Source organism: Paraburkholderia terrae (genome assembly GCF_002902925.1).
Taxonomy (GTDB): Bacteria; Pseudomonadota; Gammaproteobacteria; order Burkholderiales; family Burkholderiaceae; genus Paraburkholderia; species Paraburkholderia terrae.
On record NZ_CP026113.1, the window covers coordinates 2,344,226 to 2,361,244 of the forward strand.

Here is a 17,019-nt window from a genome sequence, read left to right on the forward strand (position 1 = left end):
ACGTCGTGCGTCATCGCGCCCCCACGCTCAGGCTGTACGCGGACGGCGGCGGCATCGTGACTGTCTGGCCGCTTACGCCGAGCACGGAGCCGGGTTGGACCTGGATCGACGTCTGCGCGGCGGGCGCCAGCGCCTTGAAGCTCAGCACGGCGAAGGTGGCCTGTGCGGAGCCGCCCGTGCCGCCCGGCGACGAGTCGGCCAGAATCAGCTGGCCGCCCTGCGCGACGCGGTTCGAGAAGCTCGTCTGCGCGCCGCCCTGTTTGAGGAAGTCGCCTTCCGTCACGCCCGTGAACTGCAATTTCGACACGTCGTAGCTCACGGTCGCGGACGCGCTCGTCACGGGTTGATCCGCCTGCATCAGCAACGCGACGGTGACCGAGTCGCCCGTCTTCACCTGCGGCGGCCCCTGGATCGACATTTCAGCCGTGCCCGGCGTGCCCGCGCCGCCGACGAGCGGCGTCGTGTCGCCGCCGAGATAGGCGCCCGCTCCTGCACCGTATGCGTTCGATCCCGCGCCGTACGCGCCAGATGATCCATACGCGCCGTATGCGCCCGTTTGCGGCGTGTTCGATCCGCCGCGCTGGCCGGACGTGCCAAAGTCCGCAGCCTGCGTGTTGGACGATGAACCGTTGGAAGGCGCGGGCGTAACGATTCCGTTCGACTTGATCATGCTCTGCATGTTCGTCTCCGTGCCGGACGTGAAGTACGCCAGCGACGCATCCGGGTGCCGGATATTGCGAACCAGGTGCGGCGTGATCGACAGGACGATTTCGGTGTTCTTGTCATCGTCAGTGGTCGCTCCGAACAGGCGGCCCAGCACGGGCATCTGTCCGAGGCCGGGAATCTTGTTGCCGGAAGTGCGTTCCTGACTGTCGATCAAACCCGCCAGCACGTCCGTCTCGCCGTTCTTCAACTGCAGCACGGTGCTGGCCGTGCGCGTGCCGATCTCATACGCCGTCGTGCCCGACGAACCCGTGACCTGGTTGAGCAGGCTGCTGACTTCGAGCGCCACCTTGATGCCGACCGTGTCGTCGAGATAGATGGTCGGCTCGACGTTCAGCGTCAGGCCGATGTCGAGATAGTTGATCGACTGCGAGACGAAGCCCGTTGATGTCGCCGTCGACGTGATGTTCGGCACGCGCTCGCCGATCAGGATCTTGGCCTTCTCGTGATTGCGCACGCGGATGCGCGGGTTGGTCAGCAGCTTCGCGTTCGAATCCTGGCGGTTCGCGTTCACGGTCGCCTGCAGCGACGAAACACCGACCGTGCGCGAAGTCTGATTCAGCAGATCGTGCAACGACAGCGCGGGAGAAGAACCCGAGCCGCCGGAAGACGAGGAACCAAAAGACGAACCGGACGATCCGCCGCCCGACGAGATCGCACCGAACGCGCTGCCCGCTGCCGTCGGCGTGAACGTGATGGACGACGGCCATGCGATGCCGAGATCCTGCATGCTGTTGCGCTGCACTTCCAGCACTTCGACTTCCAGCATCACTTCCGGCTCGGGCACGTCTTCTAACGCGACGAGCTTTTCGGCCATCCGGATCGCGTCGGGCGTGTCGCGCACGATCACGACGTTGAGCTTTTCATCGGCGACGACATCGTGCGACTTGACGATCGTCTTCAGCGTGTTGGCCACCGTCTTCGCGTCCGCATTCGACAGGAAGAAGGTGCGCACGGCCAGTTCCTGATAGTCCTTCAGCTTGGCGGGCGTGTTCGGATAGATCAGCACCGTGTTTTCGTCGAGCACCTGCTGCGCGAGCTGATTCGTCGCGAGCACGTAGCGCACGGCTGCCTCGATGGTGCTGTTACGCAGATAGATCGATGTGCGCTGATCGGTCTTGACGTCCTTGTCGAACAGAAAGTTGAGCCCCGCGCTGCGCGAGATCACTTCGAATACCTGCTTGAGCGGCGCATCCTTGAAGTCGATCCGGACCGGCTTGCGATAGGCACTTGCAAGCGCGGCTTCGACGCGCAGAAAGCCCGTGTCGGCGTTCAGCTTGCGCTGCAATGCCAGCGCGCGGGGATGCGCGGGCGCTTCCGTCAACACCTTCGCTATCAGGCCGCGCGCGCTGTCGCTATCCTTCGCGGCCAGCATTTCCGCGCGCTCGACGAGTCCATCGATCCGCGCCGCGCCTTCAAGTGCGGCGATGCCGGAGAGCGCGCGTTCGTTGGCGGGGTCGATGGTCAGCGCGTGCTGATACGACTTGCGCGCCGCCGCGCGCGCGCCGCCTGCCGCAAGGCGGTCGCCTTCCTCGTCGAAGCGCGCGACGGCACTCTCGCGCTCCGCGAGCCAGGCCGCGCGGTAATGCGCGTCGTGGGGATCTTGCGTGACGGCTTGCTGCAGCTTCGCCAGCCCTTCGTCGACCTTGCCCTGCGCAACGAGGTCCTTGCCGTCGCGGTATGCGCGTTCCGCCGCGCAGCCCGTCAGCATGATCGGCACGGCGACGAGCAGCGCGAGCATGCGCGCGTGACGCGCCGCGAAACGGCACAGACCGCGTCGCGTGAATGATGTTGCAAGTGGCGTAGCCAACTGTTCACTTCCTTTGGTTGCGTTCATCAGTCGGCGCTGCCGATATCTATCGTCTGAACCAGTTTCAGCGGCAGGTAGACGAGCGTCATGGTCGGCGGCTTGATGGCGTCGACGCGATACGATCCGTCGATCACCATCTGATCGCGCACGATCAGCGTTTCGTCGCCGCGCGTCAGATACACCTCCCAGTTGCCGTCGGCGCCCTGCTTGCCGAGATAGGTGAACGGCAGGCTGGGCACAGCCGGTTCCGACGGCAGTGGCGGTATCTCCGCGCCTGCGGGCGCTGCGGACGGTAGCGGCGGCGCCATCGAGCGGCTACCGAATAGCTCATGGTGTTCGCTCGTGGCCGCGCCGATGAGTTCGGTGCGCGCGCGCAGCGCCGCAATGCCGACAGTCTCTGCGCCCGCCGCTCGCACGGATGGCGTCGCCGCGTGCGGCACGGCTTCGACGACCTGATCCGCCGGATTCGTGCGGCCGAATGCGAGCAGCGCCGCGCATAGCAGAAACACCAGCGCGAGAATTATGTGCTTGCGCTTCATCGCCGCACCTCACCGGTATCGACACGCACATCCGACGACGCGGCGGGACGCAGAAAGACCGTGAAGCGCAGGCTCGCCTCGACGGCGGTGTCGTTCGCCGAGCTGCGCCTGAAGCGCATGTCATCGAGCGCGGCGTACGGAACCGTCAGCAGAACCTTTTCGCAAAAGCGCCTCAGATGCACGTAGTCGCCCTTCACGGGCAGGACGATCGTGTAGGTCTCGAAGCGCCCGGCGGTATCGCGAGCGGGTTTGTACTCGGCTTTGTCCAGCGTGACGCCCGTCTCGTCGGCGGCGTCGAACAGATGAGCGACGATCTGCTCGCTATGCGCCGCATCGCCGAGTGCTGCATAGAAGGCCGTCAAGCGCGCGGCGGCCATCGCCGGCGCGGTGACGATGGGCTTCGGCGGCGGCGCGGAGCGCGCACGCGCAACGGCATGCGCCTGCTGATCGATACGCGACGCGAGCGCCGGCAACAGCGCGAACCACAACGCGGCGGCACCCAGCACGAGCGCGCCTGCCAGCACGGCGACCACGCCCGATCGACGCGACGCGAGCAGCAGACGCAGCAGCATCCGCGCGACATTTGGCATGCTCACGACTGCGCCCTCCGCCACTGCGCTTCGATCTGAAAGCGGATGACGCCATCCATGCCGTCGCGCATGCGTTCGTGCCTGACCAGTGTGACGCGCTCGAACAGGGGCTGCTGCTCCAGCTGTGTCAGATAGTCAATCATGTCCTTGCTGCTGCCGCACTCGGCTTCGATCTTGAGCTGCGCGCGACCCGGTTCGGGCGTGATCGACAGCAACGCGACCTGCGAAGGCGTGGCGGATTCGACAGCATCGAGGATGCTGCCCCACGGCAGGTTGAGGCGCGTCACGGCGGCATTGACGGCGGCCGCCTGCTTCGCATCGATGGGCGCGTTCGACGATGCGCCCGAAGCGCGAGCCATACGTTCCGTGCGCGACGTGAGACGCGCTGTTTCGGCCTGGAGCGAATCGAGATTTGCAACCAGCCTGTACGCGCGAAAGCCAGCAAGCACGCACAACAGCAGCGCGGCGAGCGCCAGCACGCGCACAACAACATGGGTGCGATACAGCGTGCGACGCCAGTTGAACGGCGCAAGGTCGATGTGCAGACGTTTCATCGTTGCGGATGCCATTGCACGCTCAAACCCACATCAGCGGATGAAGCCGGATCGGGCTGCCACTCATCGAGCGGACGACCGTGGATATGCAGCACGGAAGGCGCGGCCACGTTGTCGAGCAGCGCCGCACGTGACAACTGATCGCGCAGCCACGTCATCGACGGAATCGTTTTAGGCAGCGGCAGCGTGCGCACGGCGGCAAGACGCGGCTTCTTCGCTTCGGCAACGAGACCCAAGGTGAGCGCACTTTCGCCGAGCGTCGCGAGCCACGTGTGGGAGCCAAGGCGACGGCGCGAGCGATTCCACGCAGCGACGAAGTTCGGCATCACCGAAGCGAGGCATCCCCGCTGCGTATCCACAGCGACCTGCAAAGCCGCATGCAGACGTCGAGAAACTGCACAGGCCAGAAACGGCGCAGCGCATTGCCAGTCGGCGGCGAGATGCCAGTCCGCCAGCGGCTCGCCATACAACACCTGGAAGCGCACACCCGCAGCCGCGCGCAAGTCCTGCATGCGCCCGCCATTGGCGGGCGGCGTGACGACGAAGTAGCGCACGAGGTCGTCGTCGATCGTCACGTACACTGGCACGCGAGCGCCGCCCGCTGCGTCGAGCGCAGCCGCGATGGGCGCAGCGAGCGTATCGGACGCTGCGCCCGCAAGCGCGGGCAACGGCCGTTCGACAAGAACGGGCGTCGCCTTGCGCGAGCCGCTCACACGCAGCACAGAGACCGCGTCGCGCGACAGCCGAACCCGGCAATGTCCGCGCGGCCAGATGCGCATCAGCCTGTCACGCATTGAGCGTCACCCGCTTCACTTCCGCGAGCGTCGTCTCGCCGCGCTTCACCAGATTCAACGCGACGTCGCGCAGGCGGCGCGTGCCGTTCTTGCGCGCCACGTCCTTGATTGCGCGGATCGGCTGCTTTTCGACCACCATGTCGCGTATCTCGTCGTCGAGAATCAGGATTTCCGCAATCGCGCGGCGTCCACGGTAGCCGGTGCCGCGGCAGTCGCCGCAACCCGTTCCTTGCCGGAAATCGAAACCAGCGACGTCGGCGCGGCTCAATCCAAGACGCGCGAGTTCGGCGTCGGTGGGCATATACGGCGCGGCGCAGTGCGCGCAGTTCACGCGCATCAGACGCTGTGCCCAGATGCCGTTGAGCGCCGACACGAAGGCATACGGATCGATGCCCATGTGGCTGAAGCGGCCAAACACGTCGAACACGTTGTTCGCATGCACGGTCGTCAGCACGAGGTGGCCCGTCAGCGCCGACTGCACGGCGATCTCAGCCGTCTCGCGGTCGCGTATCTCGCCGACCATGATCTTGTCCGGATCATGGCGCAGGATCGAGCGCAGGCCGCGTGCGAACGTCAGCCCTTTTTTCTCGTTGACGGGAATCTGCAGAATGCCCGGCAACTGATATTCGACAGGGTCTTCGATCGTGATGATCTTGTCGCGGCCGTTGTGAATTTCCGTGAGCGCGGCGTAGAGGGTCGTCGTCTTGCCCGAGCCTGTCGGTCCCGTGACGAGCAGCATGCCGTACGGCTCCTCCGCCAACGCGCGCAGCGCCACCAGCGATTCGCTGTCGTAACCCAGTGCTTCGAGCGTCAGCGAGCCATACGCTTCGATCATCGCGCGCTTGTCGAGAATCCGGATCACGGCATCCTCGCCGTGAATGCTCGGCATGATCGACACGCGCAAATCGATGTCGCGCCCGCCCGCCGCGACGCGGAAGCTACCGTCCTGCGGCACGCGCCGCTCGGCGATGTCGAGTTCTGCGAGCACCTTGAGGCGCGAGATCACCTGCTCGGCCGTCTCGACACCGTTCAGCGTGGCCGCCGCGTCGAGCACGCCGTCCACGCGATACTTCAGCGCGAGACCGCTCGGCGTGCTTTCGAGGTGGATGTCGGAGGCGCCCGCTTTCAGCGCGTCGTACAGCGTCGAGTTCACCAGCTTCACTGCGGGGCTGGCCGCCTCGCTGACGGTCTCGAACGACAGCACCTGCGCCGTACGCCCTTCGGCTTGCGCTTCACTGCCGCCCGTCACGAGGCTGTCGATGGCGCGCGTCGATTCTTCCATGCGCGCGTGATACGCCTGAAGATCGGACGGCAGCGCGAGCCGGATGTCGATTGCGGCGTTAGCCTGCGCGGCGAGCCACGTTTGCAGATCGAGATCGAACGGACTTGTCACGACGCCAATGAAGCACTCGTCCGCGTCGCGCAGCAGGACGCAGCGGCGCTGCATCGCGCGCGACAGCGGCACGCGGTCGAAGGCTGGCTTGAGGGCCAGCATGTCCGCCGTTTCGATGACACGCATGTCCAGCAATTGCGCAAGCGCCTGCAGCAACTGGCGCGGCTCGACGCCCGTCAGCGTCTCCAGTTCGGCGACGATGTGGCGCTGCGTGGCTGACGCTGCCGCGCGGGCGCGCGCCAGCAGATCGGCATCGAACAACGGCGCGATGGTCTCGGGCGCGTTCATGACAGTCCTTCCGCGAGATCGAAGATCGGCATGTAGAGCAGCACGACGATGGTCCCTACAACAAGCCCGATCGCCGACATCAGCAGCGGTTCGAACATGCGCGTGAAGCGGTCGATCCAGCGGCTGATCTCGCCGTCGTAGAACGCTGCAGATTGCGTGAGCATGTTGCCGAGTTCACCCGAGCGCTCGCCGACGCGCAGCATGCGTAGCGAAATCGGCGTGGTGAGGTTTTCCGCGTGAAACGAACTGGACAGCGGCGCGCCTGCCTGAACGGCGGCGCGCGCTCGCAGCAAGCCATCGCGCAACGCGGGCGAAATCGTTCCCCCCGCCGTCTCCATCGCCGACACGATCGGGATGCCTCCTTCGAGCAACATGCCAAGCGTCAGATAGAGCCGCGAAAGCTGGTAGATGCGCAAGTGCGGACCGAGCAGCGGAAGCCGGCCCAACAGACTGACGAGTCCCACGCGCGCAATCGTGGCTCGCACGGCCGCGCCGCCTGCGATTGCAACTGCAACGGCGGCGGCAAACAAAGGCAGCCCATGCGCCGACGCAAACTTGCCCCAGTCGAGCAGTGCCTGCGACATCCACGGCAAGCTTCGGCCCGTGCCTTCATAGATCGTCGCGAAGCGCGGCACCACGAAGGTGATCAAAAAGGTCGACACGCCGCCGCCCACGATAAACAGAATGCTTGGATAGATCGCGGAACTGATGAGCTTGTTGCGCACCATGTCGATGCGCGCCTGGTAATCGACATAGCGTTGCAGCGAGCGCGGCAAGTCGCTGGTGCCCTCCGCTGCGCGCACGATGCCGACATAAAGCGGCGGGAACACGTCCGGCTGTTCGGCGAGCAGGCTCGAAAAGCGCTTGCCCTCGCGCAAGCCCGCCAGCAGCCGTTCGAGAATGCCACGCAGCCTTGCGTTGCCTTCGCGTTCGACCAGCGCTTCCAGCCCTTCGACGATCGACAGTCCCGCCATCAATAGCGCGAGCAGTTCCTGGCTGAACAGCACGAGCGAGATGCCGCCGCGCGAAGCCTTCGACGGGCGGAGCGTGCGCAACGCGCGCAGTTGGGTCGCGTGCAGGCCGCGCGCTTCGACCTGACGGCGCGCGTCGTCCTCATCCTGCGCATCGACGACGAGCGAGATGATCTGGTTGTCGGGCGAAAGCGCCCTCACTTCATACGGCATAGTGCTGTGCTACTGGTTTGTTGTGGTCTGCTGCTGCCCCGTTGCCGCGCGCTACATGTGCGCTTCATTCACTGCTGATATCGGCGTCTTCTCCCGTGCCGCCCGGCTGGCCGTCGCGGCCGTATGAGATCACTGCATAGTCGCTCTTCGTACCCGGCACCTGATAGACATACGGATGTCCCCACGGATCGAGCGGTGCTTCTTTCTTCAGATACGGACCGGCCCATTTGTCCGCGTTCGCGGGCTTGACGAAGAGCGCGGCCAGGTTTTCATCGGCGGTCGGATAGCGGCCGACGTCGAGCCGGAAGTTATCGATCGACTTCGTGAAGACGTCGATCTGCGCACGCGCGATAGTCGCCTGCGACTTACCGAGCTGCGAGAAATAGCGCGGCCCCACGAGCGCCGCCAGCATGCCGATGATGACGAGCACCACGAGCAGTTCGAGCAGCGTGAAGCCACTCTGTTTCTTGAGCCGCGCGCGCCGCGATCTTCTCGCGTTGGCTGCGCGGCGATGGTTGACTGACTGCATCGACACTTCCTTCAAAAAGTTGGACGCCCGCCAGGCGGGCGTCCATCCAACATTGCTAAAACGGCGTGCGCGTTACTGACGCGCGCGCTGCGTCGACGAGACGTTGTTGTACACGCCGAACTCGAACAGCGAGTAGCCGTAGTCCGTCGAGCGCTTCGTGCCGTAGAGACGCACGTAACGTGCGGTCGTGGCCGGGAACGACAGGTCTTCCACGCCGCCCTTGCTGTCCGTCGTCGTGTAGACGGTGTTCGACCAGTCGACGTTGTCGTGCGAGGTCTGGATCTGATACGCAATCGCGTGCGCGTTCTCCCAGTTCAGCACCACGCGGTTGAAGGTCTGCTCCGAGCCGAGATCGATCGCGATCCACGACGGGTCGATGAACTTCGACGACCAGCGCGTGCCCGTGTTGCCGTCCACAGCCAACGTGGGCGGCGTGTTGTCGTTCTCGTCGCCGCTCGACGTCGCCGGCCGGTTCTGCGCCAGATTCACGCTTGCCGACAACGGCACGAAGTTCACGCTGATGCTGTGCTCCGCGATGACGTTGGTGAACGTGTACGTCGACTGCACGCCGAGGTTCTTGCCATCCACGGTCATCGAACCCACGCCGTAGCCGGCTGCCGGCAACGCCGTGAAGGTCTGCGAGCCGCCCTGGATCACGCTAACTGCGCCCGACGGGCTGATCGTGCCGTTGGCGCTGCTGCTCGCCGTGACCGTCAGCTTCGGCGTCGCCGCCGAGTTGTAGACCTCGAACTCGAACAGCGAATAACCGTACTGCGACGCGCGCTTCACACCCTGCATGCGGACATAGCGTGCATTCGTGACAGGCAGCGAGATATCCTCGACACCGCCCGCGCCGGCACGTTGCGGGATGATGTTCGTCCACGTCTGGTTATCGTTCGACGCCTGAAGCAGATAGGCCTTGCCGTAAGCGTTCTCCCAGTTCAGCACGACGCGGTCGAACTGCGTCTGCTGGCCGAGATCGACCGTGATCCATGCGTCGTCGTTGAAGTCCGACGACCAGCGCGAGCCGAGGTTGCCGTCGACAGCATTCTTCGGTGCATAGCCTTCGTCCTGCACGCCGCTCGACGTCGCGACCTTGCCGCGCGCGAGATTGGCGCTCGGCACGCCGCCATTTCCGCCGTCGCCGCCGTTACCACCATTGCCACCATCACCACCGTTGCCACCATCACCACCGTCGCCGCCGTCGCCGCCATTGCCGCCTGTTGCCGCGGTCACGGTCAGGATCGCCGTCGCGCTGGTCGCGCTGCCGCCGCCGTTGCTGACGACGACGCTATACGCGGCGCCGTTGTCGGCTGCGACCGTGGTCGGCGGCGTCGTGTACGTCGGGTTGGTCGTGATCGCCACCACCGTCGTGCCGCGCATCCACTGGAAGCTGAACGGACCCGTGCCCGTCACGCCCACCGAAAACTGCGCTGCCTGCCCTTCGCTGACCTTCACGCTCGCCGGTTGCGCCGAGATGATGGGCGCATCGGCCGAATTGCCCGAGACGCACAGCGACCAGCCCGGCGTGTTGTCGATGATGCCGGGAACCGACTGCCCCGACGAGAACGCGAGATACGCCTGCGTCGACGCATTCGGCACACCCGTCGTGGTCCACGTGCCCCACGGAGCCGGGAACGCGCACGATGCGAAGTTCGAGCGAGCCACCGTCAATGCTTCGTTCTGCGTCGGCAGGCGCATGCCGATAGCCGCGCAATACTGCTTCGCGACCGTCTGCGTGAACTGCGCGCCCTGGTTCGGGAACGTCGTGTAGTACTGCTGCCACACGAGGCCGCTGACGTTGTCCTTCACGTTCGGCACATACGGGCCCGACGGCAGGCCTGCGATCGTCGAAGTCCACGTGCCCGGCTTCGCGCCCAGCAACGTGAAGCGCTCGGTCTCGCTCCCGCATTGCGGCGCGTCGAACACCTGGAACTCGAACAGCGAATAGCCGTACTGCGTCGCGCGTTGCAGTCCAAGCATGCGGACATAGCGCGCCGACGTGCTCGGGAACACCGTCGTTTCCGTGCCGCCATGACCCGCGATGATCTGGTCGTTAGGCAGCACGTTCGTCCAGTTGCTGTTGTCGTTCGATACCTGAAGCTTGTAGGCCGACGCAGCCGCGTTCTCCCACATCAGCACGACCTTGTTGAAGGTCTGGATGGAGCCGAGATCGACCGTGATCCACGAAGGATCGATCTCCGGCGCCGACGACCAGCGCGACGCGACCGAGCCGTCCACCGCGTTCTGCGCCGTCAGGCCGCCGTTCTGGTCGCTGCTCGACATCGCCTTCGCGTTGAGCGCGAGGTTGCTGTTGTCCGCGCCGCTCACCGTCAGCGTGGCCGGATCGCTAGTGACGCTGCCTGCGCTATTGGTGATCGTGACGGCGTAGTTGCCGCCATCGCTGCCCTGCGCCGACGCAATCACGATGCTTGCCGAGTTCGTGCCGTACGGCTTGCCGTCCTTGGTCCATTGATACTTCAGCGGAGCCGAGCCGCTCGCGAGCACGTTGAAGGTCACGCTCTGACCGAACGGCACGCTCTGGCTATGCGGCTGCGACACGATGACGGGCGGCGTCGCGACGCTTACCGTCAGCGTTGCGCCCGCCGACGTCACCGTACCCGCGCTGTTGGTCACGACGGCCTTGTAGACCGAGCCGCTATCCGACGTCTGCGTCGCGGGCGTGTCATACACGGGCTGGTTCGCGCCGGGAATGGCCACGTCATTCTTCAGCCACTGATACGACAACACGGGCGAACCGGCCGCGACCACCGTGAATTCCGCGCTCTGTCCACTCGTAATACTCAGCGACAACGGTTGCGTGGTGATGGTCGGCGCAGCCGGTTGCACGACCTTCAAGTTCGCCTCACGCGACGTGACGCTGCTGTTGGCGTTGCGCACGGCGACGCTGTAGGTGACGCCGTTGTCGACCGATTGCACAGCGGGCGTCGTGTACGTGTAGCCGGTCGCGCCCGGAATGGCCGCGCCGTTCTTCATCCATTGATAGCTGATGGGCGCCGCGCCCGCCGACAGCACGTAGAACTGCCCGCTCTGCCCTTGCGTGACGATCTGATCGGCCGGTTGCGTGATGATCTTCAGCACGCTGGGCGGCTGCGGACCGACCACGAGCGCATTGCCGTTGAAGGTCTGCTGCGCGTTGGTCGGCACGACGTTGAACGTCGTCGTGCCGCTGCCGAGGCCGGGCGATGTCGCCGTGACCGTGACAGCACCAGGCGTGAATTGCGTCTTGACCGCGATGCGCGTCATGCCGCCTTCGACCGACAGGTTCGGGTCACCCGGCGCGTGATACGACAGCGGCTGGTCCGGCGTCACGTCATGGTCGGAGCCGCCGCGATACGTGCCGGGGCCGCTCACGCTGAACGTCAGGGTCTGCGATGCATCCGGCACGCGAATGTTGTTCGCGTCGACGACCGTCGCCGTGATGACGGCGGCATCCGTGCCGTTCGCGGTCAGCGCGAACGATTCGCCGCTCGGCTTGACGAGTTCGGGTTCGACCGTCAACAGGATATGGTCGGCAGGGCCTGCCGTCACCAGCGAGTCATACGCCGCGACCTGGCGGTTGTTGTCGAGGCACTCCGCCGTCAACGTCCCCGGCGCCCACTTGATGTTGTCCCAGTGAACCTGCGTCGGCAGGGTCGTCGTGTTCTGCGTCAGATCGGTCGGATCCATCGACGTCGGATTCGGCACCTGGTCGCCGCCAATCAGCTCGCCATTGAGGCGCAGCCGCACCGCCGGACAGTTGCTGAACGCATTGACGGTCACGGTGCCGGCGCGGTTCCACGTGTGCGCGAGCTTGACCACGGGCTTGATCTCGAACGGCGTCCACGCCGCCTGATAGATGTAGTAGATCAGGCGCGGAAGACGGTTCGCGTCCATCATCGACGCGCCATTGCCACGCACGGCCTCCGGCGCGATTCCGTCGGTCTGCGTGTTGATTTCACCCGGCGTATCGGCCAGATACCAGTGCGCAATACCAAACGACTTGCCCGCTACGCTCTCCACCCAGGTCTTCAGATATTTGACGGCGAACGCCAGTTCGAAGTCGTATTTCCATCGACCGACGCCGTCGCCCCAATACTCCGAGCCCCACGCGGGTGAATTCGGGTAGTCCTTCTTGACGTTGATGTCGCAGCCGTTGCCGCTGCAGCCGAGAATGTCGCCGTTGTTCGGATTCGGCGTGCGGTCGGCCTGGGCGCGCGTGTTGATCGGGTCCCACACCTGCGACAGCGCCTTCAGCGATTGCGCGAATGCCGTGTCGGTTGCGCCGTTATCGGCTTCCCACGCGAGCACGGACGGATGGTTGCGATCATGAATGATCATGTCGCGATGCAGTTCGGTCTTCAGCGTGACGTTGTTCTGCGTCATGCACTTGACGCCGGCAGCCGTCTCCGCCGTGCAGATGACGGCGAAGCCGCCCTCGCCTTCGCCGCTCGGCTGAACCATCATCACGCCGTAGGCGTCGGCGGCATCGAGAAAATCACGGCCCTGGCTCGAATGGCCCGGACGGTACAGACTGCCGCCCGCCTGCGCGAGCAGGTTCAGGTCTTTCCATTGCAGTTCAGGCGGCACGGCCGAGCCGAGCGCCGGATAGTCGTAACGGCCCGAAGCGCCCCACAGATAATGCGGGTGTCCGTTGATGATCGGGAAGTTCTGGTCCCACGTGATCGTGCGGATACCAAGCGGGCTTTCCGTCGTATCGACGACCACGCCGTCGATGCTGACGGAGTGAATCACGCGGTACAGATACGGCTTGCCGTAGATGCTGTTGTTCGGATACCAGAGGTTCGGATTGGGAACCGTCATCACCTGATCGAACAAGGTGGGCTGCAAGCCCGGCTGCACGTTGGCGGGCACGGTGCGCGTATCCTGCGCAGTTACCACCACGGTGCCGCCCGCGTCGACGATCTGCGTCGTCAACGTCACCTTCTGATCGGTCGAGTACTCGTTGAGTACATTGGTCTGCACACGGATCGTCGCCGACGACGTGCTCGCCGTGACCGTCGCGACATACGTGCCCCACGTATTGAGCACGGCGTAGATGTTCTCGGGAATGTGTACCCGGTCCGTGATGTGCATCCACACGGGGCGGAACAGGCCCGTATCGTCCTGGCCGAAACGGAATGCACCTGCGAAATCGGGCGACTCGAAGAACTTGTCGCCGCGCGCGACCTTCACGGCCAGTACATTGTCCGTACCGTCGAATTTTACATAGTTCGTGATATCGACGATGAACGGAATGAACCCGAGCACGTGCGTCGCGTCCTTGTTGATCTGACTATTGCCGCGAATCAACGTCCCGTTGATATAGACCTGCGCACCCGTATGCGCGCCCTCGAACTCGATATAGATCTTGCGGTTCGCAAAGGACGGATCGAGCGTGAAGTGCTTGCGGTACCAGTTGATGTTGCCCGTCAAATATCCCTGGTCGCCACCCGACTTCCAGTTAAGGAAGGTGTCGTTGTCCGACGGCGTCTGCGGGACGCCAACCTGTGCCCAGCCCGAGTCGTTGAAACCCGGCTGCATCGCGTTGGCGTCGTCATTGTCCTTGACGTACTTCCAGGGCGTCGCGCCCAGATTGATCCTGATGTGATTGGATGGCGGAAGCGCTTCGCTCGCGACAGCGTGAGTCGCAACGCAAAGCAACATCATCCAAAGTACTACTAAACAGCACGCAAGCTGCCCCGTAAACAACCGAACGCGATAGCGCATTATGGTTTCCTTGTCGTTCTTCCCGGTCTTTCTTTGAATAGATGTGGCTTTACGCTCGCGCCGTTTCGCGCAACGTTATCGACGCACGAGCACGCGCGCTCGCCGGTGCTTTAGCGCGAGATGCGCCTGCTGCACCGGTGAGTACGACTTCGCCACTTTTCAATTTTTTTGCCGAACGTTTCAAATGCCAGGCAAACGTTTGCTCTTCGATTTGAATACGCTCGTCTAAAGACGCCCCAATCCCACTATTTAATTTTTCATCTTAAGGTGATAGTTGTAGTGATCTATTTCTTCTAGTACCTGGTGCCCGATTCCGATCGGCATCGCATGGAATGTGAGGTTCCCCGTTCCAGTGCTATGGCTAGTACTCTGATCGAACCTAGCGTTGGCGCAGCATTTTTCTTTAGTTTTATGACGGTGATGTTACGAACAATTTCAAATGAGCAACAAAACCTCAAGCCTGTCACCTAATGGAAAGTTCTCAAATCAATTTCCATTTAGCACAAGCTTTCAGTCCGCTCACAGCCACTCATCCGGTCGGGCATTAGACATTCATCAAATTTCTAATGCAAGAACAATGTAGGCAACACCATGTTGCATAGTGGGCAACATTGCTCCACCGTTTCAATCGCGCACTACATTGTGGGATTCAACTGCGCGAACTCACGCGAGAGAAAAGATCTCTGCGCGCTCTCGATAAGATGATGCATATGCACCGCATCCGCGAAAGTCGGTGCAGTGCGCGTGCCATTCGTCACGTCGTGCGCATAAGCCCAATAGAGTTCGGCCAGCTCCAATACGGCGGAAGGCAGATCCGATTCCGGAAGGCGCAAATAGCTTGCAGGCACTTCAAGCGGTTCGAGCGGCTGCTTGTCGCCGTGCGCGCCGAAGATTGCATAGTCGTCGCCCACATCGCCGAAAGCCGATGCGTTCGTGATCCGCAAATCGCCTTCGGTCCCGGTGATGTCGATCTGCACGCCTGAGCCGTTGCGCTTGCCGCCTTCGATATGAACGGACACCACCGCCCTGTCGTTCAACATGCCGGCGAGTACGAGTTGATCGGGTGTCGATGTCGGTATCGAAACACCTGTCTCCCGAATCGTCACCGACGGAAACTGGTTAGGCGTAAGTGCCGCGATGGAAACAGGCCAGCCGGTTCCCGAAAACAGCATGTCGAGAAAGTGTCCGCCATAGATCGAAACCACTGATGAAAAGTTCACCAACGGAACGGTCCATTCGAGCGCGCGCGAACGCGTCGCCTGAAAGTAGTTCATGCTCACATGCATGCGTACCGAACGCAGTTCGCCGACGTAACCTTGTTGGATCAGGTCGCGCACATAGCGGTTATGCGGCGCAAGACGCCTTTGCAAGCCGACGACATGACGCACGCCGCGTTCCTCGGCCAGTCGCAAAAGCTCTTCTGATTCAGCGAGCGTGGTCGTCAACGGCCATTCGCAGTACACATGCTTGCCCGCGGCGATCACACGCTTGACCGTCTGCGCATGCTGCGGCGCTGTGTTCAGCACGACCACGAGATCGATGTCGGGACTTTCGACGAGTTCGTCGATCGACTCAGCCACGCGGCCGATCCGATATTCGCGTGCCGCTGCTTCGGCGGCTTCGCGCCGATGGCTATAGATGGCTTGCAGCGTGTATTGCGGCAACAGATCGAGCACGCGCAAATGACCGTGCCTCGCCCAGTTGCCGACGCCGATCACGCCAACGCGCAATGGCACATTAAGCGATGCTTCCATGATTCTGAATTCTCCATTGAATGACAGACGGTGATGGCACCCGTATCACACCGACACCACGATGCGCCCAAAGTGCTCGTTGCGTTCGAGCACCGTATGCGCCTGCGCGATCTGCTCGAACGCAAAGCGATGCGCGATTACCGTCTTGAGCGCGCCCGACTGCAGTCCGTCGAAGATGAATGCCGCCGCATCGGCCTGGCGTTGCGCGTCCGTGGTCGTCGAAAAGAGGTTGTATCCATGCACGGTGATGCGCTTATAGAGTAGTGGCAACACGGGCAATACGGTGTCGTCGGGACTCAACGCGCCATAGAGCAGGATCGTGCCGCCGGGCCGCGTCGCGTCGATCAGACGCGCAAAGGTCTTGCCGCCGACAGGATCAAATACGAGGTCCGCGCCGCGTCCCTCGGTGATGCGTTGCACCGCTTCGACGAGATCTTCTTCGTCGGTGACAATTACGTGGTCGGCGCCGAGCGCGACAAGCGCGTCGCGTTTCTCACGCGTTCGGGTGAGCGCAACGGCCGTCGCGCCCAGACGCTTCGCCACCTGAATCGCACCGATGCCCACCCCGCTCGACGCTGCGGGAATCAGCACGACATCGCCAGGTTTGACGCGCTCGTTTTCCGTGAATGCTGCGTAGGGCGTGATGAACACGTTCCAGATCGCCACCGCGTCTTCGTGCGAAAGCCACGCGGGACTCTTCACGACAGCGTGCGCGGGCGCCAGCGCGAGTTCGCCGTACACGCCGTAATCGTTCATCGAAAACGAAGGCACGGTGCTGACGTTATCGCCGACGGCCACATGCGTGACGTTCGCACCAACGGCATCCACCACGCCGGACGCTTCATAACCAACGCGCGCGGGAAGCTTCGCCGCCTCGACATACTCGCCGCGCCGCCACATCGACTCCGCGCGATTCAGGCCGATAGCCTTCACACGAATACGCACTTCGTCAGCGCCAGGTTCGGGCATGCCGATTTCCGTGTACTCGAAAACCTCGGGGCCACCGTGCTGCGCAAAGGTAATGACTTTCGCCATGATTCGTTCCTCTCGTTCAATCCATCCAGTACAGGCGCCTCGAAACGAAACGCCCCTTCAAGTGGTTCGGATTATCGGAATCGCCCTTTGCAGGAT

General features: G+C 63.3%; 11 protein-coding genes. All 11 read right to left on the reverse strand.

Going from position 1 to position 17,019, the window contains the following annotated elements:
- Positions 1–10: 10 nt before the first annotated feature.
- The 11 genes from C2L65_RS40250 to C2L65_RS40300 all read right to left on the reverse strand — a co-directional run bounded on the left by C2L65_RS40250 (position 11) and on the right by C2L65_RS40300 (position 16,923).
- Positions 11–2,533, reverse strand: a complete 2,523-nt coding sequence (locus C2L65_RS40250) for a secretin N-terminal domain-containing protein (RefSeq protein ID WP_233446660.1) — start codon at positions 2,531–2,533, stop codon at positions 11–13.
- Between the two features lie 26 nt (positions 2,534–2,559).
- Positions 2,560–3,072, reverse strand: coding sequence for a hypothetical protein (locus C2L65_RS40255; RefSeq protein WP_042313361.1), 513 nt, complete (start codon positions 3,070–3,072; stop codon positions 2,560–2,562).
- Positions 3,069–3,662, reverse strand: coding sequence for a hypothetical protein (locus C2L65_RS40260; RefSeq protein WP_233446732.1), 594 nt, complete (start codon positions 3,660–3,662; stop codon positions 3,069–3,071). The genes C2L65_RS40255 and C2L65_RS40260 overlap by 4 nt, the downstream gene beginning before the upstream one ends.
- Before the next feature lie 2 nt (positions 3,663–3,664).
- On the reverse strand, positions 3,665–4,216 hold the full coding sequence (locus C2L65_RS40265) for a PilN domain-containing protein (RefSeq protein ID WP_233446661.1): 552 nt from the start codon (positions 4,214–4,216) through the stop codon (positions 3,665–3,667).
- The gene (locus tag C2L65_RS40270; protein WP_042313367.1) at positions 4,213–5,010 is read right to left on the reverse strand and encodes a hypothetical protein; all 798 of its coding nucleotides are present in this window, start codon (positions 5,008–5,010) and stop codon (positions 4,213–4,215) included. Before C2L65_RS40270 ends, C2L65_RS40265 begins: the two co-directional genes overlap by 4 nt.
- The gene (locus tag C2L65_RS40275; RefSeq protein ID WP_042313369.1) at positions 5,003–6,691 is read right to left on the reverse strand and encodes a GspE/PulE family protein; all 1,689 of its coding nucleotides are present in this window, start codon (positions 6,689–6,691) and stop codon (positions 5,003–5,005) included. Before C2L65_RS40275 ends, C2L65_RS40270 begins: the two co-directional genes overlap by 8 nt.
- Positions 6,688–7,875 carry a type II secretion system F family protein gene (locus C2L65_RS40280; protein WP_042313372.1) on the reverse strand — a complete coding sequence of 396 codons (1,188 nt, stop codon included), beginning with the start codon at positions 7,873–7,875 and terminating at the stop codon, positions 6,688–6,690. Before C2L65_RS40280 ends, C2L65_RS40275 begins: the two co-directional genes overlap by 4 nt.
- A 64-nt stretch (positions 7,876–7,939) precedes the next feature.
- Positions 7,940–8,404, reverse strand: coding sequence for a type II secretion system major pseudopilin GspG (gene gspG, locus C2L65_RS40285; RefSeq protein ID WP_042313375.1), 465 nt, complete (start codon positions 8,402–8,404; stop codon positions 7,940–7,942).
- Positions 8,405–8,476: 72 nt separating this feature from the next.
- Entirely contained in the window at positions 8,477–14,074 is a 5,598-nt protein-coding gene (locus C2L65_RS40290) for a discoidin domain-containing protein (protein ID WP_063769793.1), read from the reverse strand.
- A 695-nt stretch (positions 14,075–14,769) separates the two neighbouring features.
- The gene (locus C2L65_RS40295; protein WP_081921289.1) at positions 14,770–15,888 is read right to left on the reverse strand and encodes a Gfo/Idh/MocA family protein; all 1,119 of its coding nucleotides are present in this window, start codon (positions 15,886–15,888) and stop codon (positions 14,770–14,772) included.
- A gap of 45 nt (positions 15,889–15,933) precedes the next feature.
- A complete protein-coding gene (locus tag C2L65_RS40300) occupies positions 15,934–16,923 on the reverse strand; it encodes a zinc-dependent alcohol dehydrogenase family protein (RefSeq protein ID WP_042313382.1) in 990 nt (329 codons plus the stop codon).
- Positions 16,924–17,019 lie beyond the last annotated feature (96 nt).

Bases quoted from the DNA above. Each gene is read 5' to 3' on its own strand.
- C2L65_RS40300 (WP_042313382.1), bottom strand. From the start codon at position 16,923: ATGGCGAAAGTCATTACCTTTGCGCAGCACGGTGGCCCCGAGGTTTTC.
- gspG (WP_042313375.1), bottom strand. From the start codon at position 8,404: ATGCAGTCAGTCAACCATCGCCGCGCAGCCAACGCGAGAAGATCGCGG.
- C2L65_RS40280 (WP_042313372.1), bottom strand. From the start codon at position 7,875: ATGCCGTATGAAGTGAGGGCGCTTTCGCCCGACAACCAGATCATCTCG.
- C2L65_RS40275 (WP_042313369.1), bottom strand. From the start codon at position 6,691: ATGAACGCGCCCGAGACCATCGCGCCGTTGTTCGATGCCGATCTGCTG.
- C2L65_RS40270 (WP_042313367.1), bottom strand. From the start codon at position 5,010: ATGCGTGACAGGCTGATGCGCATCTGGCCGCGCGGACATTGCCGGGTT.
- C2L65_RS40290 (WP_063769793.1), bottom strand. From the start codon at position 14,074: ATGATGTTGCTTTGCGTTGCGACTCACGCTGTCGCGAGCGAAGCGCTT.
- C2L65_RS40295 (WP_081921289.1), bottom strand. From the start codon at position 15,888: ATGGAAGCATCGCTTAATGTGCCATTGCGCGTTGGCGTGATCGGCGTC.
- C2L65_RS40260 (WP_233446732.1), bottom strand. From the start codon at position 3,662: ATGCCAAATGTCGCGCGGATGCTGCTGCGTCTGCTGCTCGCGTCGCGT.
- C2L65_RS40265 (WP_233446661.1), bottom strand. From the start codon at position 4,216: ATGAAACGTCTGCACATCGACCTTGCGCCGTTCAACTGGCGTCGCACG.
- C2L65_RS40255 (WP_042313361.1), bottom strand. From the start codon at position 3,072: ATGAAGCGCAAGCACATAATTCTCGCGCTGGTGTTTCTGCTATGCGCG.